Origin of the sequence: Oceanispirochaeta crateris, from assembly GCF_008329965.1 — a bacterium.
GTDB lineage: Bacteria > Spirochaetota > Spirochaetia > DSM-2461 > DSM-2461 > Oceanispirochaeta > Oceanispirochaeta crateris.
The window spans coordinates 868,959-889,354 of the sequence record NZ_CP036150.1; the positions used below are offsets into that span (position 1 = coordinate 868,959).

A 20,396-nucleotide genomic window follows, 5' to 3' on the forward strand; every position below is an offset into this window, starting at 1 on the left:
TGTCCATTGAAACAAAAATATCTGACCCGTTTTTTGATTATCAGCCTACTGTTCATTCTGTTCTCCTGCAACAGTGAAAATAAGGTTCTCCAACGGGAGGATTTATTCATTTTACCCATGGGTTACATGGCTGATGAGCTTAATTATTTCCTCAAACCGGATTCTCAGCTTCCCGGATCAAGTGATCTTTTTATCAATGATGGCCGTGTTTTTTTAAGTAGCAGCAATGCGGGTAAAATCATGGAACTCAATTCCTATGGAGATCTACTAGGATTTTATTATAACCCAACGATTAATCCTGAGCCGGCTCAGTACATAACAGAAGAGAAAGAAAATCCTGTTATGGTCAAAAAGTGGAACTTCAGGGGAATCGAGCATCTGGCAGTGACCGATGAATACTTGCTGGTGGCAGATAGAGTTGATGAAAATCAGAGCAAAATGGAAAATAAAATCCTTCATAACCGCATTGTGCTCAGATTCAACCATAAGGGTGAGTTTATCGATTATCTGGGTCAGGAAGGTATTCAGGGGGCTCCCTTTGCTTTTATTCAGGGCTTGGAAGTGACCGATTCCGGTGAAATAGTTGTCATGACCCGACAGGGCCAGAATCAACTTGTCTACTGGTACTCCCAAAAAGGGGAACTGCTGTATAAAATCATTCTTGATAAGCAAAACCTTCCTATCATGGAAGAAGATGGATGGAGTCCTGGTGTTCCAGAGAGCATCAAACCAGACAGGCAGGAACATAAACTCTATATTAAAATGGACTACTTTCCGCTGATCGATTCTCCGGACCTTAAATCGGTGAGTCGATTGTATACCCTTGATCTGACAGAAGAGCGGTATACGGGTTACTTTACCATTGCCAATCTTGAAGTTGAGCTGAATGGACAAAAAATGGATGGTATCTATGAATATCTTGGTATCACCAGTTCAGGGCTCCATTTTTTTCTAGGGTCAGATTTCAGCGGGCGGTACTATTTGATTTTTATGGATCAAACAGGGGCTGTTAAGGTCTCTCGAGTGATGTTTATTCAAGACAGCGGCATACTTTTTAGACGTTTTTTCCTTTCTGCAGAAGGCCTGTTGGCTGGTATCTTTTATGAGGAAAATGGAGCCAGGGTTTCTTGGTGGCGCACTGATAAAATAGCCGAGAAATATGCCCAATAGATTTAATAAAGGTCCAGAAATATACTCCCCAAATGAGTTAAGAGTTGAATATTCAAGGTCCGAACGGCTAGGAATGAGTTCTTTCACAGACGGAAGGAGTGGGTCTTCAAGAAAAGTATCCTTGAAAATGCTCATGCTGGACCTCTTACTCTTATGCATCATCGGGGGTGTGATTTATCCCTTTATCATAACAAGAAATAAGACAGGAAAAATTGAGGGAGTGCAATGTGATCTCTCTCTCCGTTCTTTGGATGATGAGTTGTACGTGTCTGTACTTCTACAAAATAAAGAGGATGGTCTAAGTTCCCGTCCTGTAGGGATAGAAATTCTTGTCAATGGTCATTCAGTTCAGAAAATAAATGATTTATCACCTCTTCCTGGAGAAACAAGGACATTTAGATACAGGCTGAAGAGAGAGAATGAAAAAATTTCAATCCGGTCTATAATTAGTATTGGGGAATCAAAGATAGAACTGAATGCTGTTTCTCAGGTTCCAAAGTGAATTCTTATTAAATAAGTTGACTCGCTTTCTCCCTTTACTTATGATTTGATTAGGACTGCTTTCGGTATAAAAGGAGTGATATTAAATGCAGATTTACTTTTTAGTAGTATTCACCCATCTTTTGGGTGGATTTGTCCTGAGTTCTCATTTTCTAGATGAAAAAATTGAGGATTTTGCTTCATGTACAACCCTGTTGAATAACAACCGTTTTAAACTGGTCCTGGGAATCGTAACGGTTCTTACAGCCTTGTTTACGCTACTTAAGGTTTCACCGGCGGATGTTATCATCATTGGTGATATTCTGCCTGCAGTTTCCGGTTTTTTACTGGGAGGATACTTCATTCTCTGTTATTTCTATGAACATCTGGATGAAAGCAGAAGCTGGATGAAGGGTTATGTCGATTTTATGGAAGATCGTGGCCACTTTGCGGGGCTTGCCGCAGTTATCATTGCCATCCTCCATTTTCTCGTTCCATCGGCGCTTATAATTTAAGTATGGAAAGATCCATAGCTGGACTGGCCGAAAGAGAAGGTCTCTATTTTCTCGCAAAAAGAAATCCAGGAGGGGATCTCGGGAACAAGTGGGAGTTACCCGGAGGAAAGATCGAAGTAGGAGAAACGCCCGAACAGGCCGTCATCCGAGAATGGTTTGAGGAAATGGAATTAAATGTTCAGGTAGGATCACTCCTCTCATCTGGGCATTTTACACATCATAATAAGAAATTTCTTCTGGAGATGTACAGGGTTGAGTTCAAGGATGATCCTAAAGTCCTTCATGAACATCTTGAGTGGGGTTGGTTTTCTCCTGAGGAGATCAACGATCTGGATCTAGCCGGATCTGATCGCATCGTTTTATCGGCATTTATGGAAGCTGTAGAACCAGATCCTAAACTCTCCTAACTTCCATACTTTCTCTTTCAAATACCAAAATTTCCTCATAACGGCCGGAGGGGTTGGAGCCGGTAAGGAAGTGCATGACGTCGTCCATATCGTTGATGGATAGGAAGATGCTGTACCGAACAAAGCACTGATTGTCCTCTATTGTTTTTCTATGGATATTTTCTCCCATATACAGCGGATCAATGAGTTCTCTTAATCTGTTCCGAAGACCACCGTAATAACTCATTTCGCTATGCAAAAGATGGAGCTGTCCTTTCTTGTTGACAAAAATTTGAAATATACCGCCTTCGGAAGGCACGACGCCATGAATCAGATAACGATCCATTTCTAAATAGGGTGACCAGTTCAGGGTATACTTTGCAATCTTGCCCGAGACATTTTTTCTGCTTTGATGTGGATTTTTCATTAAATAACTGTCCCATCGGGAATAATAGCCTTTTTGGGGATGATAATGATGCCATCTCTTATGTAGTAGTGCTCTGCCTCAAAATCTGCTCTGTAATTGTCGTCTATGCCAATTCTACAATCCTGACCTATGCGTACACTTTTATCAATGATGGCTTTTCTGACCTGAGTTCCAGGGCCAATGCCTAGGTTCGGTCTTCCTATCGCCTTATTGATTTCCTTGTCTCTCGTTGTTTCATAAAGGTCGGCACCCATAATATAGACATGATCCAGGGTTGCTCCCCTATGGATGAAACTTCTGACACCAACAAGAGAGTCGACTACGGATTCACCGTTGATTATGGACCCTTCAGAGGCGAGAGCCCTATGAAAATGACAGGAATTCACCTTGGAGGGAGGAAGGTCTCTTCTATGGGTATAAATGGGGTATTCCATATCATAGAGGTTAAAGAATGGTCTTGGTGTGGCCAGATTTAAATTTGATTCAAAAAAGTTTCGGATTGTTCCAATATCCTCCCAGTAACCCTTGTAGACATGAGCTCTCACCCTTGATTTATTGATCATCATGGGGATGACTTCTTTTCCAAAATCGGCAAAGTCATTATCCAGTCCTTTGTCGAGAGCCTCTGCATTAAAGATATAGATACCCATGGAGGCCAAATAGTCTTTATGTTCCGGAATGGCATCCGTTTTTTTTCGGAGAGCTGGAATCTTGTATTCATCAATATTTTTGTCGGGACCGGGTTTTTCCAGGAAACTGTTGATGTACCCTTTGTTGTCCAACTGAAGAATACCAAGCTGATCGGCATTTTTCCGATTCACTGGGGTCGCGGCTATTGTCACATCAGCGCCGCTTTCCATGTGCTTCTTAAAAAAATCCTGAAGGTCCATCCGATAGAGCTGATCCCCGGAGAGTATCATGTAGTGGGTTGGTTCCTGAGAGTGGAAATGAAATGCATTTTTTCTGACCGCATCGGCTGTACCCATATACCAGTCGTCGTTGTCGAAGGTTTGTTCTGCTGCCAAAACTTCAACAAATCCGCCTGAAAATGTATCGAACCGATAGGTGCTGCTTATATGAAAGTGAAGTGATGCAGTATTGAATTGTGTCAGAACAAATATATTTCTGAATCCTGAATTAATACAGTTGGATATGGGTATGTCTACAAGACGGAATTTTCCGCCGAATGGGACTGCTGGTTTGGCCCGTTCTTTGGTTAGAGGATAGAGGCGGGACCCTTTTCCGCCTCCTAGAACGACACTCAATATCTTTGTCATAAAAAATAAACTCCGGTATTCCCGCTATTTCCCGGTTTTCCCGGGGGTCTCTTCATTATAGAGCCTGAATCCCTGAGGTCAAGAATCTTTGTTAAGACCCTGCTCATTATCATTCAATTAGAACTTTACATCATATATGTTTACAATCCTTTTGAATATGCAAAGCCATGAAATTCATGTTAAATAGATGCAATCTTTCCATAATATGCTAAGCTATATTCATGAGTGATGTAAGATCTTTTTTGGATGAATTGAAACATAATCAGTCTTTTATGGACAATGTAACTCGATGGGAAATCCTTCCTTCTTCAAAGGGGTCTTTTGCTCCTCTGCCTGAAAGTCTTCCCTCTGTCGTCAGGAAGGCTCTGAATAATAGAGGAATAGAGAGTCTTTATACACACCAGGCTGATTGCTATGAGGCCGCTGTCAGGGGAGAGGACCTTTGTGTTGTTACACCAACTGCGTCTGGTAAAACCCTCTGTTACAATCTACCTGTACTAAAAACTCTGCTGGATGAGCCTGAATCCAGAGCCTTATATCTTTTCCCGACAAAAGCCCTCAGCCAAGATCAGCAATCAGCATTGAATGATATTGTTCTGGGAGATGATGTCCCTGTGAAGGTCTGTACCTATGACGGTGATACTCCCGGATCATTAAGGATTGCCGCCCGTCAGGCGGGTAGAATCATAATTTCCAACCCTGATATGCTTCATTCGGGAATCCTACCAAACCATCCTAAGTGGATCGATTTTTTTAAGTCTTTGCGTTATATCGTCTTGGATGAAGTGCATAGCTATAGGGGTGTTTTCGGGTCTCATATGTGTAATTTGTTACGCCGTCTGAAGAGAATCGCCGCTTTTTACGGGAGTAATCCACAGTTTATCTGTTGTAGTGCCACGATCGGAAATCCGGCCGAACTGACCCAGGCAATCATCGAAAAACCAGTCACCCTGGTGAACAGAAATGGAGCTCCTGCGGGGGAAAAACACCTCATTTTTTACAATCCTCCTCTTGTGGACCCTGTTCAGGGCATCAGGAAAGGTGTTGTACACAGTTCTCAGCAAATGGCAGTCCGCCTTTTAAACCGGGGTATTAAAACCATCATATTCACCCGGTCGAGGGTCAAAACAGAGCTTGTAGCTTCGTACATCAACAAAAAACTCAGGAATATCTATAATGATAACAATAGAATCAGTGTGGAAGCCTACAGGGGAGGTTATCTCCCCGGTGAACGGAGGAAAATAGAAAAAGGACTGAGGGAGGGGAGCATTCAGGGCGTTGTCTCTACCAATGCACTGGAATTGGGTATTGATATTGGTGGACTTGATGCGGCTGTCCTGGCTGGATTTCCCGGTTCTATAGCCTCCTCATGGCAACAGGCCGGAAGAGCCGGACGGAGCTCAGCCCTGTCTGCTGCATTTTTCATAGCTTCCAGCTCTCCTGTGGATCAATTCCTGGTTCAGACCCCTGAGTATTTCTTCGGAGCCAATCCCGAGTCGGGATTTATAGATCCTGATAATCTGTACATTCTCCTGGATCACTTGAAGTGTGCATCTTTTGAAATTCCTTTCCGTAAAGGGGAGGGCTTCCCGGGGGATGTGACTTCCTTACTGTCTTATTTGGAGGAGAATGGTGTGCTCCGCTTTACCGGTGACAGCTGGTATTGGGCCGATCGTTCCTATCCTTCTGAACAAATATCCCTGCGCAGTGGAGCCTCTGAAAATGTCGTTATTATCGATACGACCAAGGGGAAGTACAATGTCATAGGTGAAATGGACAGTCACTCTGCCAGAGAGCTAATTTTTGATGAGGCTATTTATCTCCACAGGGGAGATCAATTCATCGTTAAGAAATTAGATCTTGAGAATCATCTTTGCCATGTAGAAGTCTCTGATGTGAATTATTACACCGATTCTATCCTGAAATCGGATATCAAGGTTCTAGAAGAGGATGGTACCTCTTTAACCGAGGGACAGACTATCACACACTGTGATATTCTTTTGAGGAATGAAGTCTCAAAATATAAAAAAATCAAATTCCAGACACATGAAAATATTGGGTATGGAGAAATCCACTTGCCCGAAGAGGAAATCCATACCAGGGCTGTATTCCTGTCTCTGAATGGAGATTCGCCCGCAGGAAGGGCCTTTCAATGTGTTCCTGATACAATGCAGGCCCCTGTGCTTTCCAGGGTCTCCACACTGATTAGAAACACCGCTCCCTTGTTTCTCCTCTGCCGGGGAACGGATCTTGGGGTTTCCGGAAGGGTGAGAGATCCTCACTTTGAGTGTCCAGGTCTGTTTGTGTATGACACTTATCCGGGTGGAATTGGACTGGCTGATAATTTTACGGTGAAAATGAATGAAATCTTTCAAGCCTGTCTGGACCTGGTTTCAGATTGCAGTTGCCAACAGGGTTGTCCCTCCTGTGTCGGTCCAGTAGATCAGCAGGATCAGTTTGAATCAAATCCCCGTACTTTAACCCGAGACTTTCTGGCGGCCTGGCTGGAGGAAGAAAATTGAAACCTGGGCTGTCTGATCGACTGGCCAGGTTGAAGAAGTCTCAGTCTTCCCAGCCTATGACTCGAATAATGAGCTCATCCACTGCAGAGGGGGACATCAGCCGTGAGATTCCTTCCGCACTGAAGGATGACTGGAAGGTCCTGGACAAAGATCTCTGGGTCATGGAACGACGTTGTAAGTCTCCTCTGACCGATTTTAAATCCAGTGGGCTTCTGGTAAAAGATTATCCTCCCCAGGATCAATGGTTGTTTTATGATACCGAAACTACAGGTCTGTCAGGGGGGGCTGGAAATACGGCTTTCCTCGTCGGCATAGGGCGTCCCTCGGGCGATGAGTTTCTTATCACTCAGTACTTTCTAAGGGATTATCCCGGAGAACCGGCTTTGCTTCATTATCTAAAGGAAGAAATTGCCAGGTCGGAGCTTTTTATATCGTACAATGGTAAATCCTTTGACAAACCCCTCCTTGAAACCAGATTCCTTATGAACAGGATAAGTTGCCGGATGGGACCGCAGCTGGATTTGCTGTATCCGGTTAGATCCCTCTTTAAAAACCGCTTACCCAATTGCCGCTTGGGCTCTGTGGAAGAGCTTATATTGGGGATTCACAGAACTGATGATATTCCCGGTTCTGAGATTCCCGATATATGGTTTGAATTTCTTAAAGAAGGGAGCCATCCTGATTTGAAGAGGGTCATGATTCACAATGACATGGATATTCTTTCTCTGGCGGTGCTGTTGAATGCCCTGGAGAATTATATGCATTTCCCCGATTCCCTACCGATATGCGACTCCTTTGCTCTAGGACGTTTTCTATTAGACAGGAATGATCCCAGGGCGTTGTCTTTCCTAGAGTCCTCTGTGGATCAAGGAGATCAGCGGGGCGAGGTTCTCTTGTCGCTTCACTGGAAACGTCAGGGTGAATGGGAAAAGGCGGTGCAAATCTGGACAAATATTTTAAAAAAGCGTCAATCTCCCTTTGCTTCGGTGGAAATGGCTAAATATCTCGAACATAAAAAGAAAGATATTCCAGCCGCATTGGACATCATTGATCATCTCATGAGGAGCATGCGCCCTAAGAGTATGCTCCAGAAGGAAGAACTTCTACATAGAAGAACCCGGCTTATAAGAAAAAAAGAGACTTTCGTTGCAGATACACCTTGTGAAACTGTAGAATGAGTCTATGAATATCCAACTCTCAAGAGTTTTTTGGTTCTTCTCTATCCTGATCCTTCTTCTGTCCTGCAACAATAGAAAAGAGCAGAGGAATAAAGCCCTGGAGGATGCAGGAGCCATTGTAATGGAAGAGCCTGAAGTCATCCCTATCCTTCAGACCATACTCGAGCTGGAGGAAACCCTGGCAGATGTGAATGCCTCTCTTAATGGGAAAAACGGAAATTTTAAGAAGACCCTCAATGATGCGGACCAATCTCTGCAGAAAATTCAATTACAGATCGAAGAGCTTAAAATACAGCTGAATCAACAGGAACTTAAATTCCAAGATTTACGACAGGAAGTTGAAGTCCTAATGGTTCAGGAATCCCGGGATCAGGCGGTGGCAGATCTTCCCTGAGGTTCCGGCCATCTTTTCATGATTCTTTTCCAACGGTCTGAGCCTTCCAGGTTCACAAATAATCCACTTTCAATCATCCCTTCACGAGGTATCGTTGTCCATTTCTTCTTATGAATCATCTCCAGAATATCCAACGCTTCATTATGGCTTCCTGATGAGGCCAGTATGGAGGCATAAGGAAACGCTCCCACACGTGGATCCAAGTGATAAGCCTTTTTGAAAAGCTTTTTTACTTTCTGAGGGTACTCTTCTCCAATCCACCATACATATCCGCGGTCTATGCACGACAAGGCCAAAGCCGTTCTATCCCGGGCTTCAGGCCGTTTCTGACGTTCTAATTCAATGGTTTTCAAGGCTTCGATGAGAATCCCTGCATGTTTCATTCTGACCATGTGGAGACGTTCATTAAAAAGATTGACCGTTTTCATATTCCGTTCTTTTTGGGCAATGTAGACCGCTGATTCACCCTGGTCGGAACGGGGATGTACCAGAGCATTATGACTCAAAAGACAGTCTATGGCTTCCTGATGATTGTAATAGGAGGCATGCATCAAAGGTGTCCAGGATTCCTGATCTCTACCGTTTATTTCAGCTCCTTCTTTCAGGGACTGTTCAATTAGAGGAATTGAATTAGTCTGGGACCCAAGTATAAGAAGTCTAAAGGGGGAAATCCCTCTTCTGATCATCCGATTGATCTCTGCACCGGGCATATCCATGCACACTTGTCTTATCTCTTCTTTCATTTCATGTGTTAATGAAAGCAATTGTCTCTCCTTATCCGGTTTCTGTTGATAATCTTCAAGCAGTTACCTCTGTAAAATGATCTTTCAGGAAGTTCCTGATCGATTCAAATGCAAAAAGTTCAATTTTTATTTCATCCCTTTCGAGAAGAAGAATTTCATCCACTTCATCTATCTGTCTTACGAAGTTCGTATCAATGCATTCTGCTATAAAAAACAGGTCACATGTGGTATAGGTTACACCTTTATAAGGGTAAATATTAGGACAGCTGCCAACATAAGTGATATTTTGTACTGATATTCCCAATTCTTCCTTTATTTCACGGTGACAGCCGGCTTCGGCGGATTCCCCCGGGTCAACAAAACCACCAGGTAAATCGAGCATTCCCTTCCCGGGGTTTCGACCCCTTTTTAGAACTATAAACCTATTTTCAAATTTAACAAGAACGGCTACAGCGGCCGCTGTATTCTGGTAGAAAACAAAACCGCAGGAGAGGCAATGAGTCCGCTTCTGCTTTGTATATTCAAGCTGGTCTGATTTACATTGGGGACAATATGAAAACATTGATGACTCCTGATCATGATTATAGCATTGTGAGTTACCCGTTTAAATATTAAAATGGACAAATGAAGAGTATATGTGTTTTTTGCGGATCAAGTACTGGTTCTAAAGCTGAGTATACTGCCGCCGCAGTCAGCCTGGGAGCAGAGTTAGCCCAAAGGAAAATCCGTCTTGTTTACGGAGGAGGGAGTGTTGGTCTTATGGGAAGCCTGGCTCAGTCGGTGCTGGATCAAGGAGGGCAGGTTCTGGGGATAATACCCGAAGCAATACATAAAAAGGTCGCCCCCCTACAGGGAGGTCAGATCATTGTTGTTAAGGATATGCACAGCCGTAAAATGAAGATGCATGAACAATCCGATGGCTTCATTGCTCTGCCCGGAGGAATCGGCACATATGAAGAATTGCTGGAAGCCTATACATGGAGTCAGCTTGGATTTCATGAGAAACCGGTAGCCATATTGAATACACTTGGTTATTACAATAGTCTTATCGAGCAGATTGAACATAGTGTGAGGGAGGGGTTCCTAAAGCAGGGGCATAAAGAATCTCTTCTCATTGAAAATGATCCACAGCATCTACTGGAAGCCATGGAATCTCATGAACACCAAGCTGTGGATAAATTTACCGACAGATTCCCAGGAGGTAACTGACGGGATAGCCACCGTTTTTGAATAGGTATTTCTTCTCCCACTTCAGGCCGAGAGCCTTTTCACATTCCAGCCCGGGGACAATAATACCCCAGGGAATCCCTTTGTATTTTTCCAATATCTGACGACCTATTTTTCTAAAAAATGCTTCCTGGTCTTCCAATGAAAGGCGTCTGCCATAGGGCGGATTCAGGATTAAAAAGGGTTTCCTGTCCCCACTGTCAATCAGAGCCGTTTTATTGAAGAAATCTTCTTTGATGAATTCACAGGCCCCAGGATCTACAGAGCATTGAGAAGCCATTAACTTCAAGTTTTCACGCCCGGCTCCTATGCTCTTTTCATCTATATCTGCCGCAGCTATCTGCCATCCCGGTTTCATTTCTTTCATGATCTCTTTTTTAAGCCATTGGAACCTGCCTGGTCTGAAAGAGGGCCAGTTTTCAAAAGGATAATTCCTGTTGGGAGCCGTTAAAAGGCCCCTTGAATATCCCAGACCTTCCAGGGCAAAGGTACCGCTGCCGCTCATAGCATCCAGAAGAAGGGTGTTTTCGGGTAAATCTGAAAGAATGAGCAGAGCCGCCGCAATATTTTCTTTTAAAGGGGCATCATTTATAAATTTTCTATATCCCCTTTCATAAAGGGCACCGCCACCGGCATCCAGGCTTATGGTAAAGTGATCATCCACTCCCCGTATGATGATGGTTTGTATGGCTGCATCTTTTTCTTTGGTATCCGTATAGACAGGAGGTCTTCCTTCCAACTGTACGTAGTGGTCCTGCATGCAGTGATTCAAGGATTTTATGATCTTGTCTTCCACATGCAGCCGGCAGTGTCTTGTCGTTAATTTTATTTTGAAGCTACATCCTTCCCTTAGGTATAAACTCCATTGAATCCTTGCCAATTTCTGTTTGAGTTCCATAAAACCACTGGATTTAAAGCTGTCAAGACGAAGGTATAGCCTTGAAAAACTTCTGGACAAGAGCACCGTTTTCCAAAGTTCATCAAGACTGATGTTTGTACAGAGGCTTCCCGGTTCTTTTTCTCTTACAGGAGTCAGCCCCAATTGACTGAGCTCCCTTTCTCCGGCTTCTTCCAGTCCCGGTTGGATGGCACCGAATAGAGTATGTTTTCCGGCGATTATATGACGCTTGATTCGGCGTTCCAGAGATTTTTGATTTATCATACGCCACCATAACATATTTAAAGCCCCGACTAGAAGTCGCTTAGAGATGAATAAGGCTAAGCCGTAGATTCCCTGTTCCCATTCATGGCACTGTAGGCTAATCTTAGCATAAATGAAGACTCAACTGTTTCACTCCTTTCCTGTCTCATCCCTGTTTGAAGAATTGAAGTCTCAATGGAGTTCTTATCAGAGAATCCTCCTGAAGGCCGATCCCGGAGCGGGAAAGTCGACAATCCTTCCTCTGTTTATACTCAGTGAAAACCTGAGCGAAGAAAAAATTCTCATCCTGGAGCCCAGACGCATGGCTGCTCGTTCTCTCGCCAGGTATATGTCTAATTTGATGGGATACAAATGTGGTGAATTGATAGGCTATCGAGTTAAAGGTGATGTCTGCTGCAGCCCCGATGCACGGATTGAAATCGTCACAGAAGGGGTCTTTGTAAGGATCATTCAGGATAATCCTTTTCTGGATGGGTTCTCCCTTGTCATTATGGATGAGTTTCATGAAAGGAATCTTTTTACAGACCTTTCCTTTGCATTCCTGTTCGATGTACAGACCAATATTAGATCCAACTTGAAATGGATCATCATGACAGCTACCCCCGAAGTGGAGAGGCTAAAAAAGGTTCTTCCAGATATTTTATATCTACAGACACAGGGTAGGATGTTTCCTGTAACTATAGAGTCAGATGGACATTCTCTTGAAACCCGTATCAGAACTTCAAGAATCAGAACTGTATTGAAAAATGCCCTTGAAAAAACCGATGGCAATATTCTTATTTTTCTCCCAGGAGAGGGTGAGATTCTGGATCTTATAAAAGAGATAGTAGATCATCCCTTTGACTCAAAAATACAAGTTTTACCGCTATACGCTCGCTTACCCTCGGCCGAACAGGATGCTGTATTGAATCCTTCAAGCAGTCGTATGATTGTAGCCGCGACCTCTATTGCCGAAACGAGTTTAACCATCCCCGGTATCAGCTGTGTCATTGACACGGGGCTGGAAAGAAAACCCAGTTTTGACCCTAATGCCGGACTCACCAGACTGGTAACCAAAGCCATTTCAAAAGCATCTGCCAGTCAGAGAGCCGGGCGAGCCGGCCGTGTTAAAGAGGGTTTGTGTATCAGGCTCTGGGATGAAAATGACGAGAGACTCATGGATGATTTTGCCGAACCGGAAATCCTGAATGCCGATTTATCCTCTCTGGCTCTGGAACTCCTTGTCTGGGGTGCCCGTACCCCGGAAGACCTTACTTGGATTGATCCGCCACCCCGTGCCCATTACCATCAGGCTCTTTCTCTCTTATATCTCCTTAAGATTATTGATAACAATAACCATCTGCGACCGGAAGGCAGGGCTCTGGCAGGAGCCGGAGTCCATCCGCGCCTGGCTCATATGCTGGAACAAGGAAGAAGAGATGGGTGTGAACAAACAGCCTGCGCTCTGGCGGCTTTACTGACAGAAGGGGACTGGATGGCCTATGGGAAGGGATCAGATATCAGGCTGCGCCTGGAGGCCCTCAAGGATGGGCGGGATAGTCATTCAAAAAAAAATCGACGGATTATCAGAACCTGGCAAAGTTTGTTAAAGACGGGGAAAGTGCAGAGGCATGAGATTGAACCCGAGGATTGTGCAGCACTTCTTTGTCACTCCTATCCTGACAGGATTGCAGGATTAAGAGGGGAAAGAATTTATCAGATGTCCGGTGGGGGAAACTGTCGTTTGAAGGCTGAAGATCCGGTTCAAACTCATGAATTCCTGATCGCACCACTTGTGGGCGGTTTTGGGGATATTCCCTCTTGTTTTTTATCATCTCCCCTGAGTAGAGAACTATTATTAAAAGAGTTCTCATCTTTGATGACAGAAGATTATTCTTATAATTGGGATGAAAAAAAGAACAGATTGAGTACTGTGGTGACAGTCAAGCTGGGTGACCTACCCTTAAGAGAAGACAAGAGGGTACCCCATCTTTCAGAACTAGATGTATCTGCTTCATTGACTTCGTTTTTTAAGAAGAAAGGTCTTTCTTGTTTCCCCTGGAGAAAAGAAGATCTTTCATTTTTAAATCGACTGCGGTTTGCAGGGGCTTTGAAAAAATCGCCTGAGAATTGGCCGGATATGAGGGAAGAAGCTCTTTTAGGATCACTTGAATTATGGTTCTTTCCATTATTTGTGGATGGAAAATTGGAGGGAACCATAAAAGAAGGATTGGGTCACCTGTTAAACTGGGAACAGAGACAATTCCTGGATAAGAATGTTCCGGAGCGTCTCACCGTACCATCGGGAAGCCGCATACGAATAGACTATTCTATTCCCGGATCGGCGGCTGTGGATGTGAGGCTTCAAGAACTCTTCGGTCTTACAGAGACACCCCTTTTGGGAGGAGAAATCCCTCTGTTATTCAGGTTGTTGAATCCGGCACAAAGGCCCATCCAATTGACAAGCGATTTAAAGAGTTTCTGGCAAAACACCTACCAGGATGTGAGGAAAGAGTTGAGGGGACGCTATCCGAAACACTACTGGCCTGAAGATCCCACACAGGCGGAACCGACCAGTAGGGTCAGACCAAGAAAATAAAACATCATGGAAGGAGTGACCTGTTAAATGATACTGACTCTTTCGTTGAAACTTTGTTTAGCTGGTCTTTTCTGTTCAGCCAGAGCTTTGCCGACAGGAATCAGAATCCGGATGATCCTCTCATCATCTAAACCGCAGAGGCTCCCCAGAGTCTCGGCCCGGTTTTCACTTCGAAGCCAGCCGTCAATCCACACGGTGCTATACCCAAGGGCTGTGGCAGCCAAAAGAATATTTTCAACCGCTGCCGCACAATCTTCTATTTCAAAGCCTTTAGGTCCAGAATCCTGCACAGAATCTTTACTGATATGACAGGCAATAAATGCCGGCGCTGTAGCCATTGATCCACCGGCTCCAGGCATTTCTCTGATTTTTTGAACAATGGATTCATCCTGAATGATAATGAATCCAGTAGTCTGTCCATTTTTACCTGACGGGGCATCAATTCCTGCCTGTACAATTTTTTTCAAGTTTTCAAGGGGAAGAGGAGTTTGGTCCATTTTTCCTCTATAACTCTGTCTTTTTACTACTGCTTCGAAAAAATCCATTTGTAGGCTCCTTGTTATGCTGCATAAGAATAGGAACGTTCTAAAGAGACTGCTCCTGAATCTGTTTTTGAACAGTATAGCCAATATATTAATACTATCAAAGATGATTTTCAAATACCCTCATATTAATTTGACAAGCTTCGTAGATATGATAGATTTAAAGAGTACAGTGAACGCTGCCTATTGATTCCCCTTTGTTTATACCCGACAGCAAGGAGGTTTCAGATGTTTCAGAGATTCTTTTTCCTGGAAGAAAATGAAGAAATTGCCGGTGTTTTTACAGATGTGGATGAAGCACAGGAAATAGCTTTATATCTGAGAGAAGATCATCCACTCGATCATTTTAGATTGTACAGTCTGACCACAGCCGAAATTGAAAACTATCCCGATGCCTTTGAATATGCAGAAGATGCCGGGCTGGTGCAACACAATTGAAAATCCTATCTATTATCAATCTCTTTCTTTGCCGTCTCCGTTTAGGAATTCTCAAAAAATTGTCTTAGAATAAAGAATAGGATGATCTTGAGGTGTATAATAACACTTATTATTGTTTGAGGAATATTCTTTAATGAGAAAAGCCGTATTCATTTTTTTTATAGTATTAATCATTGTTGGTTATAATTCTTGTGAACTATTTATTGAGGATAGTGATACCTTTGTATATGATGATGGTATCCCAGATGAATATGAGCAAGAAGGCACAAGCTATTATGGAATGCCCTTATATGATTGGGGCGCTCGTGCGGGGTTTGCTGATTTATTTGTGCATATTGCTCCCATGGAACCGGGACTTGATCCAAACTCATCCGATTATTATGATGCCGGAATGTTACTTCAAAAGAGTGCATTAGACAAAGTCGTTGCAGCTTTTGCAGAGGAGGGTATTGCCCTTCACTTCGATGTCGGGAGTAGAGGTTTATATGATGGATACACAGAAATCACTGGAAGAGGTGTCAGTCAGTATAACCTCAGTGATGAAGATCATCGTGTAGACTATAATCCCGCAATAACCTTATCATCCAATACTGTTCCATCAGAGATGGATGCTACAAAATTTGTCTTTGTAGATGAGCTCAAAGCTGCATCATTTCCCTCTGAGCGCTATCAGATCTTTTATTTTATGGTCTTCGGTTCGTCTCAAGAAGATAGTGGGGATGGCGGTTCTTCAGGAATTGCCTATCTTGGAGGGCGTGATTTTCTGATCACATTGGCAAAATGGGGATTGAACTTATGGCAATATGATGACTATGGCTTCACTTTGGATGAATTCAAAAATAGGGTCATCAATTACCAAGCTTCAACGATTATGCATGAATTTGGACACAATCTGGGGCTTTCCCATGGTGGGAATGAAAGTTTGAATTACAAACCAAACTATTACAGTATTATGAACTACCTATATCAAATTCAAGGTTTGCCCAGGATCGGTTCCAATGAGGGGGATCGCTATTATTATGAACGATATTCTTTAGAGGTATTCTATGAGAGTGGGGATGAAGAAAAATGGAGTGATTTATTGATTTCTACAAATCCATATTACTTTAATGATAGTTTTTTTTCATCAACCTTTAGAATGGATTATTCCCATGGGAATGGTGGAGATCTGAATGAAAATCTTTTATATGAGCGAAATGGCTTGATGCAGGATAGCTCTTCTTCCATTGATTGGAATGGTAATGGGAGCTCATCAGACTTAATTTCAACGAATATCAATCCTAGCTATGACAGTAATCTTTCGACACTAAGTGATTATAACGATTGGGATAATCTTTATTTTTACTATTATTATTTGAATAAAAGTGGCAGCAGAAGTATTGCCGAGTCAAATCAGGAATATGTGGTTGAATATGACAAACCAGCTGTATTATTGCCTCTGCAAAGGGAGTAATAACATGAAACGGTTTAGCTTTTCTTTGCTATTATTCTTCTCTCTGACCATATTGTATGGTTTCGGTCAAAGAGAGGATACTTCACAAAAAGATGACGTCCCTCAAGTCCGTAAATCAATCATAAATCCTGATGACAGTTCTGGTAAGATTGGCTCAATAATCATTGAAAATAAAATTTTGTTTCTCCCAGAGAATCATATTAAAATTCCTATTCCACTGGATTCAGAAAAAACAATGACTTCTCTCAGCTCTGCTGAATCATATAGTTATTTTCAACATAATCGTCCCGATGGTCCCGTTGCCATATTGGCTCTGAAAGATCAGGATTTGCTTGCCTGGATCGGAGATGGTATTCGCAGCGGTATGGGGCCTGAAGGCCTCTCTATTGTAGCAGAAACAGGAGTAACCACCGTAGCGCTCAAATCAGATGATACAACCTGGTCCATTCCTGCGGAGGAGGAGGTTCTCATCCAGTGGAGAGACGCTTCCTGGCTCATCTATGTATCGGGAGTCACGAAGGGTTCTCTGATGGACCAGCCCTCCTTCAAGGCTGATATCATAATTCTGAGGCTTTCATCGAATTAATTGGCTTAGGCATTCCATCAAATGATTAGTATTTTGACTCTTTGGTGTTTGATTCATCCTTGAACAATAATTGCCTATATTTTAGCTTTGACAATTTTTCTGTCTATGGTACCCTGCTTGCGGAGGATTTATGAGCACTATACGCACAGCCCATCCGTCTACTGTTGCAGCCGTTAAAAGCGCAGTGGTCGCTACATTAATTGAAACCCTTTTAGATATGGATTCTGAAATGCAAAACAGTCTACCAGAAGGTTCCTATGGAGTCAGACTCATTGCTCCCGGGGGGATCGGAAGTCTGGTCAGTTTTAAAGGTGGGACGACGGGAACTCTTATCCAATTTTTATCTTGTGATGCCATGAATCGCACCCTCTCCGGGGAAAAAGCATTCCTCCTTCCTCTACCAACAGGACGCTCTTTTCTAAAAGGACTAAAAGCCTTTTCGAGTTGTGCCACCGCCGTTTCAAAGGCTATGGCTTTTGTTCCTGAACAAGCCGATACCCAGGGCATCCATAAAAAAGCTCGTCTTTTGTTAACCGCTGCACTTCAGGGCGTTTGTGAAGTCTACAATCATGACCATTGGATCAAAATGAAGTCTGCTTCTTTACCAGAAGGAAGCATTGCCGTTCTGGTTGCCGGAAATGATGACCTTTCAGGCACTATCACACAGAAAAATAAAATTATGACCTATCAAAGAGGATCCCAGACGGAAAAGGCAAACGCCGTCCTTGAGTTTTCAGATGTATCTGTCTGCTATGGTGTTTTGACAGGGAGTCTGGCCGCCATGGGAGAATTGGGGAGCGGTCGGGTTATGCTCAAGGGAAAAATATCCATGATACAAGGGTTGTTTCCTCTTTTAGACAGATTTGGAGAGATAATGAAATGAGTGCGAATGAAAAATACAAAACAAGTCAGGATCTGTTTGAGCGTGCTGTAAAAGTCATTCCCGGTGGTATCTATGGATCTAAGAGTCCTGGTTTTACGGTTCCCGGGGAGTTTCCCTATTTCTTTACAGAAGGGGAAGGCTGCCGGGTCAAAGATGCAGACGGCAACAGTTATATTGATTACCTCTGTGGGTTTGGTTCTATGATTCTGGGTTTTGGAAACTCAGTTGTGGATGATCCTGCGGTTGTTCAACTCCGAAAAGGAGATCTTCTCAATTGTCCCTCCCCGGTGTTTGTAGAACTGGCAGAACGGCTTTGCAAGCTTATTGATGGAATGGGTTGGTCTGTTTTTGCCAAGAATGGTTCTGATGCAACAACTCTTGCGGTCACAATGTCACGGGTTCATACGGGTAAAAGAAGAGTTCTGATGGCTAAAGGAGCTTATCACGGCTCAGCTAATTGGTGTTCTGCCAATGAATATCCTGTTCTGGATGACCGGGATTATGTCCATACATTTCCTTATGGAGATGAAGAAGCTCTTAAAGAACTCTTTGACAGATACCGGGATGAGATAGCCTGTATCATCCTTACCCCCTATCATCATCCTACCTACACAGATCAGGTTCTTCCTCAACACACTTGGTATCCCCTTGTTGAGTCTTTGTGTGAAAAAGAACATGCACTGTTTATCATGGATGATATTCGGGCCAATTTCCGTCTTTCCCTTCATGGTTCGCATCATTATTTCAATGCTCATCCTCACCTTGTGACCATGGGAAAGTCTTTGGCTAACGGATATCCTATTGCGGCTCTCATGGGAACGCCGGAACTTAAAAAAGCCGCTAGTAGTCTTTTTATTACGGGAACATTTTGGACTTCTTCGGTACCTATGGTGGCAGCCATGCATTGCCTGAAGGCCATGGAGGAATGGGATGTTCAAAATCATATGAACCAGATGGGAAAAATGTTAAAAGACGGACTAAAGAGTGCAGCAGAAGCCGAAGGGTTGAAGGTCAATTTATCTGGTCCCGATGCCATTCCATTTATGACTTTTCCTGATGATCCCAATCTCTATCATAACCAGATTTTTTCGGCAGCCATGGCGAGGCGGGGGGTCTATCTCCATCCGCATCACAATTGGTTCTTATCTTATGCTCATAAAACAGAAGATATAGAGGAAACTATTGACAAAGCAGGAGATAGTTTTAAGGAAGTTAAAAGGCATTTTTCAAAGTAGACTAAACAGTTTGAAGACGAGAACGCCCAGGTAATTTCCCAGGGCGTAACCCATCAGCCCGGCTGTAATCCCCGGGGCAACCAATGAGGGGCGCTTCAGGGACAGGGCGGCGACTCCCACAAAGGGTGGGGAGCAGATGGCGGCCGTACTGGCAATGAGCATCGTATCCACATCAATCTTAAAGAAACGGCACAACAGCATATGGATGATCAAAGAGACAAATAGCGCAAAGGCCACAAAGATAAAAACTATGGGTGTAGAGCTCAGTATTCTTGAAAAATTACCCATAGCACCCGTTGATGCACTGAAAACGAGAATAAAATATTCTCCGAGGGCAAAGGTTTTTTTTATGTTTCTTACTTTCTTAAAATTAGAAGCGCCAAGACTCAATGTCGTGATTACTAAAATAACTGCCAATGTCTGACTATCGGGGGGAACCAATAGAGTCGTGGCACCAGCTATGGCAAATATGACCACAGCCAGCCCCAGGGCTGCCAACAGGGGCAGAACCGTTCCTTTTGAAAAAAGTGTTCCCAGAGCTGTGAACTCCTGATCTGACTCCATAATTGCGGCATAGCTCATATCTTCGTGAGTTTCTGTTTTCATGAAGGGAGAGAAAACTTTCCGGGCAATGGTCATAATAAACATCAAATATAGGGCACTGAGTAATATATCCGAGGCATGAACGGCAAGGTAGAGGTCGGCGGGAACGGATAAAGCTGCTCTCAGGGCCGCTAAATTGGGTGTTCCTCCCGTATAAACTCCAACAAGCATACCCGAAATTCTCGGAAAATCAGACAATTTCTGTTTGAAGAAAAAGGACCCTATAAAGAGAGTCAGAGCAATCGAGACTGCTGCCAAACCCATAGCGGCTCCCGTCTTGCCGGACTCTTTAAACCAGGTTCGGATATTTACTGAAAACAGCATTAGAGGGATGGAGAGGGCCACGGTAATGGTGGCGATTAAATCTAATATGGGAAAGGCTTCTTCACCTATTATGCCGCTGTTCACGAGGATTAGGCCGAAAATATAAGCTGAAACTATGGGGTTTATTTTTCTCAAAAATGGAAAGCTCAATCTGAAGATATGAATACCGATTGGAAAAGAAAAAACGGCTGCCGATAATAGAATTGCTTGTGCCATATGGTTTTTTACCTCAGATTTTTAATCTATCTTAGTTTAAAACTTCTCACAACAGCC

Annotated in this window: 21 protein-coding genes; 14 read left to right on the forward strand and 7 right to left on the reverse strand. The window is 43.4% G+C overall.

Annotated features, from left to right (window positions below; translation table 11 throughout):
• Positions 1-6: 6 nt before the first annotated feature.
• The 4 genes from EXM22_RS03900 to EXM22_RS03915 all read left to right on the forward strand — a co-directional run bounded on the left by EXM22_RS03900 (position 7) and on the right by EXM22_RS03915 (position 2,572).
• Positions 7-1,170, forward strand: a complete 1,164-nt coding sequence (locus EXM22_RS03900; protein WP_149485254.1) for an LIC_12708 family protein — start codon at positions 7-9, stop codon at positions 1,168-1,170.
• Positions 1,171-1,243: 73 nt separating this feature from the next.
• Positions 1,244-1,672: a hypothetical protein gene (locus EXM22_RS03905; protein ID WP_210411548.1), complete on the forward strand. Its 429-nt coding sequence runs from the start codon at positions 1,244-1,246 to the stop codon at positions 1,670-1,672.
• Positions 1,673-1,757: 85 nt separating this feature from the next.
• Positions 1,758-2,165, forward strand: a complete 408-nt coding sequence (locus EXM22_RS03910) for a hypothetical protein (RefSeq protein ID WP_149485256.1) — start codon at positions 1,758-1,760, stop codon at positions 2,163-2,165.
• 2 nt (positions 2,166-2,167) lie between these two features.
• Positions 2,168-2,572 carry a (deoxy)nucleoside triphosphate pyrophosphohydrolase gene (locus EXM22_RS03915; protein ID WP_149485257.1) on the forward strand — a complete coding sequence of 135 codons (405 nt, stop codon included), beginning with the start codon at positions 2,168-2,170 and terminating at the stop codon, positions 2,570-2,572.
• On the opposite strand, the gene EXM22_RS03920 is transcribed toward EXM22_RS03915, so the two are convergent.
• Together EXM22_RS03920 and EXM22_RS03925 are read right to left on the reverse strand one after the other, a co-directional pair.
• A complete protein-coding gene (locus tag EXM22_RS03920) occupies positions 2,559-2,978 on the reverse strand; it encodes a hypothetical protein (RefSeq protein WP_149485258.1) in 420 nt (139 codons plus the stop codon). The two genes, EXM22_RS03915 and EXM22_RS03920, sit on opposite strands and share 14 nt — an antisense overlap.
• The gene (locus tag EXM22_RS03925; RefSeq protein ID WP_149485259.1) at positions 2,978-4,255 is read right to left on the reverse strand and encodes a glucose-1-phosphate adenylyltransferase; all 1,278 of its coding nucleotides are present in this window, start codon (positions 4,253-4,255) and stop codon (positions 2,978-2,980) included. Before EXM22_RS03925 ends, EXM22_RS03920 begins: the two co-directional genes overlap by 1 nt.
• Before the next feature lie 221 nt (positions 4,256-4,476).
• Between EXM22_RS03925 and EXM22_RS03930 the strand changes: the two genes are divergently transcribed.
• Genes EXM22_RS03930 through EXM22_RS03940 form a run of 3 tightly spaced genes read left to right on the forward strand, consistent with a single transcriptional unit; the run spans position 4,477 to position 8,349 of the window.
• Positions 4,477-6,777 carry a DEAD/DEAH box helicase gene (locus EXM22_RS03930; protein WP_149485260.1) on the forward strand — a complete coding sequence of 767 codons (2,301 nt, stop codon included), beginning with the start codon at positions 4,477-4,479 and terminating at the stop codon, positions 6,775-6,777.
• The gene (locus EXM22_RS03935) at positions 6,774-7,955 is read left to right on the forward strand and encodes a ribonuclease H-like domain-containing protein (RefSeq protein WP_149485261.1); all 1,182 of its coding nucleotides are present in this window, start codon (positions 6,774-6,776) and stop codon (positions 7,953-7,955) included. Before EXM22_RS03930 ends, EXM22_RS03935 begins: the two co-directional genes overlap by 4 nt.
• Positions 7,956-7,959: 4 nt before the next feature.
• Positions 7,960-8,349, forward strand: a complete 390-nt coding sequence (locus EXM22_RS03940) for a hypothetical protein (RefSeq protein ID WP_149485262.1) — start codon at positions 7,960-7,962, stop codon at positions 8,347-8,349.
• On the opposite strand, the gene EXM22_RS03945 is transcribed toward EXM22_RS03940, so the two are convergent.
• Both EXM22_RS03945 and EXM22_RS03950 read right to left on the reverse strand, forming a co-directional pair.
• The gene (locus EXM22_RS03945) at positions 8,325-9,113 is read right to left on the reverse strand and encodes an ankyrin repeat domain-containing protein (protein ID WP_149485263.1); all 789 of its coding nucleotides are present in this window, start codon (positions 9,111-9,113) and stop codon (positions 8,325-8,327) included. The two genes, EXM22_RS03940 and EXM22_RS03945, sit on opposite strands and share 25 nt — an antisense overlap.
• A gap of 34 nt (positions 9,114-9,147) precedes the next feature.
• Positions 9,148-9,654 carry an NUDIX hydrolase gene (locus tag EXM22_RS03950; protein WP_149485264.1) on the reverse strand — a complete coding sequence of 169 codons (507 nt, stop codon included), beginning with the start codon at positions 9,652-9,654 and terminating at the stop codon, positions 9,148-9,150.
• Positions 9,655-9,716: 62 nt separating this feature from the next.
• Between EXM22_RS03950 and EXM22_RS03955 the strand changes: the two genes are divergently transcribed.
• Positions 9,717-10,301: an LOG family protein gene (locus tag EXM22_RS03955; protein ID WP_149485265.1), complete on the forward strand. Its 585-nt coding sequence runs from the start codon at positions 9,717-9,719 to the stop codon at positions 10,299-10,301.
• On the opposite strand, the gene EXM22_RS03960 is transcribed toward EXM22_RS03955, so the two are convergent.
• Complete coding sequence (locus EXM22_RS03960; protein WP_168203330.1) at positions 10,273-11,481, reverse strand: THUMP domain-containing class I SAM-dependent RNA methyltransferase; 1,209 nt, start codon at positions 11,479-11,481, stop codon at positions 10,273-10,275. The two genes, EXM22_RS03955 and EXM22_RS03960, sit on opposite strands and share 29 nt — an antisense overlap.
• A gap of 112 nt (positions 11,482-11,593) precedes the next feature.
• On the opposite strand from EXM22_RS03960, the gene hrpB reads away from it, so the two are divergent.
• Positions 11,594-14,059: an ATP-dependent helicase HrpB gene (gene hrpB, locus EXM22_RS03965; RefSeq protein WP_149485267.1), complete on the forward strand. Its 2,466-nt coding sequence runs from the start codon at positions 11,594-11,596 to the stop codon at positions 14,057-14,059.
• Positions 14,060-14,082: 23 nt separating this feature from the next.
• Here hrpB and EXM22_RS03970 read toward each other — a convergent pair whose 3' ends face one another.
• Positions 14,083-14,604 carry a nitroreductase family protein gene (locus EXM22_RS03970; protein WP_149485268.1) on the reverse strand — a complete coding sequence of 174 codons (522 nt, stop codon included), beginning with the start codon at positions 14,602-14,604 and terminating at the stop codon, positions 14,083-14,085.
• Positions 14,605-14,829: 225 nt separating this feature from the next.
• Between EXM22_RS03970 and EXM22_RS03975 the strand changes: the two genes are divergently transcribed.
• The 5 genes from EXM22_RS03975 to EXM22_RS03995 all read left to right on the forward strand — a co-directional run bounded on the left by EXM22_RS03975 (position 14,830) and on the right by EXM22_RS03995 (position 19,196).
• Entirely contained in the window at positions 14,830-15,039 is a 210-nt protein-coding gene (locus tag EXM22_RS03975; protein WP_149485269.1) for a hypothetical protein, read from the forward strand.
• A 133-nt stretch (positions 15,040-15,172) separates the two neighbouring features.
• Positions 15,173-16,492, forward strand: coding sequence for a zinc-dependent metalloprotease family protein (locus EXM22_RS03980; protein WP_149485270.1), 1,320 nt, complete (start codon positions 15,173-15,175; stop codon positions 16,490-16,492).
• 4 nt (positions 16,493-16,496) lie between these two features.
• Positions 16,497-17,078: a hypothetical protein gene (locus EXM22_RS03985; protein ID WP_149485271.1), complete on the forward strand. Its 582-nt coding sequence runs from the start codon at positions 16,497-16,499 to the stop codon at positions 17,076-17,078.
• A gap of 130 nt (positions 17,079-17,208) precedes the next feature.
• Positions 17,209-17,961 carry a hypothetical protein gene (locus EXM22_RS03990; protein ID WP_149485272.1) on the forward strand — a complete coding sequence of 251 codons (753 nt, stop codon included), beginning with the start codon at positions 17,209-17,211 and terminating at the stop codon, positions 17,959-17,961.
• Positions 17,958-19,196, forward strand: coding sequence for an aminotransferase class III-fold pyridoxal phosphate-dependent enzyme (locus tag EXM22_RS03995; RefSeq protein WP_149485273.1), 1,239 nt, complete (start codon positions 17,958-17,960; stop codon positions 19,194-19,196). Before EXM22_RS03990 ends, EXM22_RS03995 begins: the two co-directional genes overlap by 4 nt.
• Here EXM22_RS03995 and EXM22_RS04000 read toward each other — a convergent pair.
• Positions 19,188-20,339, reverse strand: coding sequence for a DUF819 family protein (locus tag EXM22_RS04000; RefSeq protein WP_149485274.1), 1,152 nt, complete (start codon positions 20,337-20,339; stop codon positions 19,188-19,190). The genes EXM22_RS03995 and EXM22_RS04000 overlap by 9 nt on opposite strands.
• Positions 20,340-20,396: the final 57 nt, after the last annotated feature.

Excerpts from the sequence above, each read along its gene's own strand:
- EXM22_RS03905 (WP_210411548.1), top strand. The coding sequence starts at position 1,244 with ATGAGTTCTTTCACAGACGGAAGGAGTGGGTCTTCAAGAAAAGTATCC.
- EXM22_RS03910 (WP_149485256.1), top strand. The coding sequence starts at position 1,758 with ATGCAGATTTACTTTTTAGTAGTATTCACCCATCTTTTGGGTGGATTT.
- EXM22_RS03915 (WP_149485257.1), top strand. The coding sequence starts at position 2,168 with ATGGAAAGATCCATAGCTGGACTGGCCGAAAGAGAAGGTCTCTATTTT.
- EXM22_RS03920 (WP_149485258.1), bottom strand. The coding sequence starts at position 2,978 with ATGAAAAATCCACATCAAAGCAGAAAAAATGTCTCGGGCAAGATTGCA.
- EXM22_RS03925 (WP_149485259.1), bottom strand. The coding sequence starts at position 4,255 with ATGACAAAGATATTGAGTGTCGTTCTAGGAGGCGGAAAAGGGTCCCGC.
- EXM22_RS03930 (WP_149485260.1), top strand. The coding sequence starts at position 4,477 with ATGAGTGATGTAAGATCTTTTTTGGATGAATTGAAACATAATCAGTCT.
- EXM22_RS03940 (WP_149485262.1), top strand. The coding sequence starts at position 7,960 with ATGAATATCCAACTCTCAAGAGTTTTTTGGTTCTTCTCTATCCTGATC.
- EXM22_RS03950 (WP_149485264.1), bottom strand. The coding sequence starts at position 9,654 with ATGTTTTCATATTGTCCCCAATGTAAATCAGACCAGCTTGAATATACA.
- EXM22_RS03955 (WP_149485265.1), top strand. The coding sequence starts at position 9,717 with ATGAAGAGTATATGTGTTTTTTGCGGATCAAGTACTGGTTCTAAAGCT.
- EXM22_RS03960 (WP_168203330.1), bottom strand. The coding sequence starts at position 11,481 with ATGATAAATCAAAAATCTCTGGAACGCCGAATCAAGCGTCATATAATC.
- hrpB (WP_149485267.1), top strand. The coding sequence starts at position 11,594 with ATGAAGACTCAACTGTTTCACTCCTTTCCTGTCTCATCCCTGTTTGAA.
- EXM22_RS03970 (WP_149485268.1), bottom strand. The coding sequence starts at position 14,604 with ATGGATTTTTTCGAAGCAGTAGTAAAAAGACAGAGTTATAGAGGAAAA.
- EXM22_RS03975 (WP_149485269.1), top strand. The coding sequence starts at position 14,830 with ATGTTTCAGAGATTCTTTTTCCTGGAAGAAAATGAAGAAATTGCCGGT.
- EXM22_RS03980 (WP_149485270.1), top strand. The coding sequence starts at position 15,173 with ATGAGAAAAGCCGTATTCATTTTTTTTATAGTATTAATCATTGTTGGT.
- EXM22_RS03985 (WP_149485271.1), top strand. The coding sequence starts at position 16,497 with ATGAAACGGTTTAGCTTTTCTTTGCTATTATTCTTCTCTCTGACCATA.
- EXM22_RS03990 (WP_149485272.1), top strand. The coding sequence starts at position 17,209 with ATGAGCACTATACGCACAGCCCATCCGTCTACTGTTGCAGCCGTTAAA.
- EXM22_RS03995 (WP_149485273.1), top strand. The coding sequence starts at position 17,958 with ATGAGTGCGAATGAAAAATACAAAACAAGTCAGGATCTGTTTGAGCGT.
- EXM22_RS04000 (WP_149485274.1), bottom strand. The coding sequence starts at position 20,339 with ATGGCACAAGCAATTCTATTATCGGCAGCCGTTTTTTCTTTTCCAATC.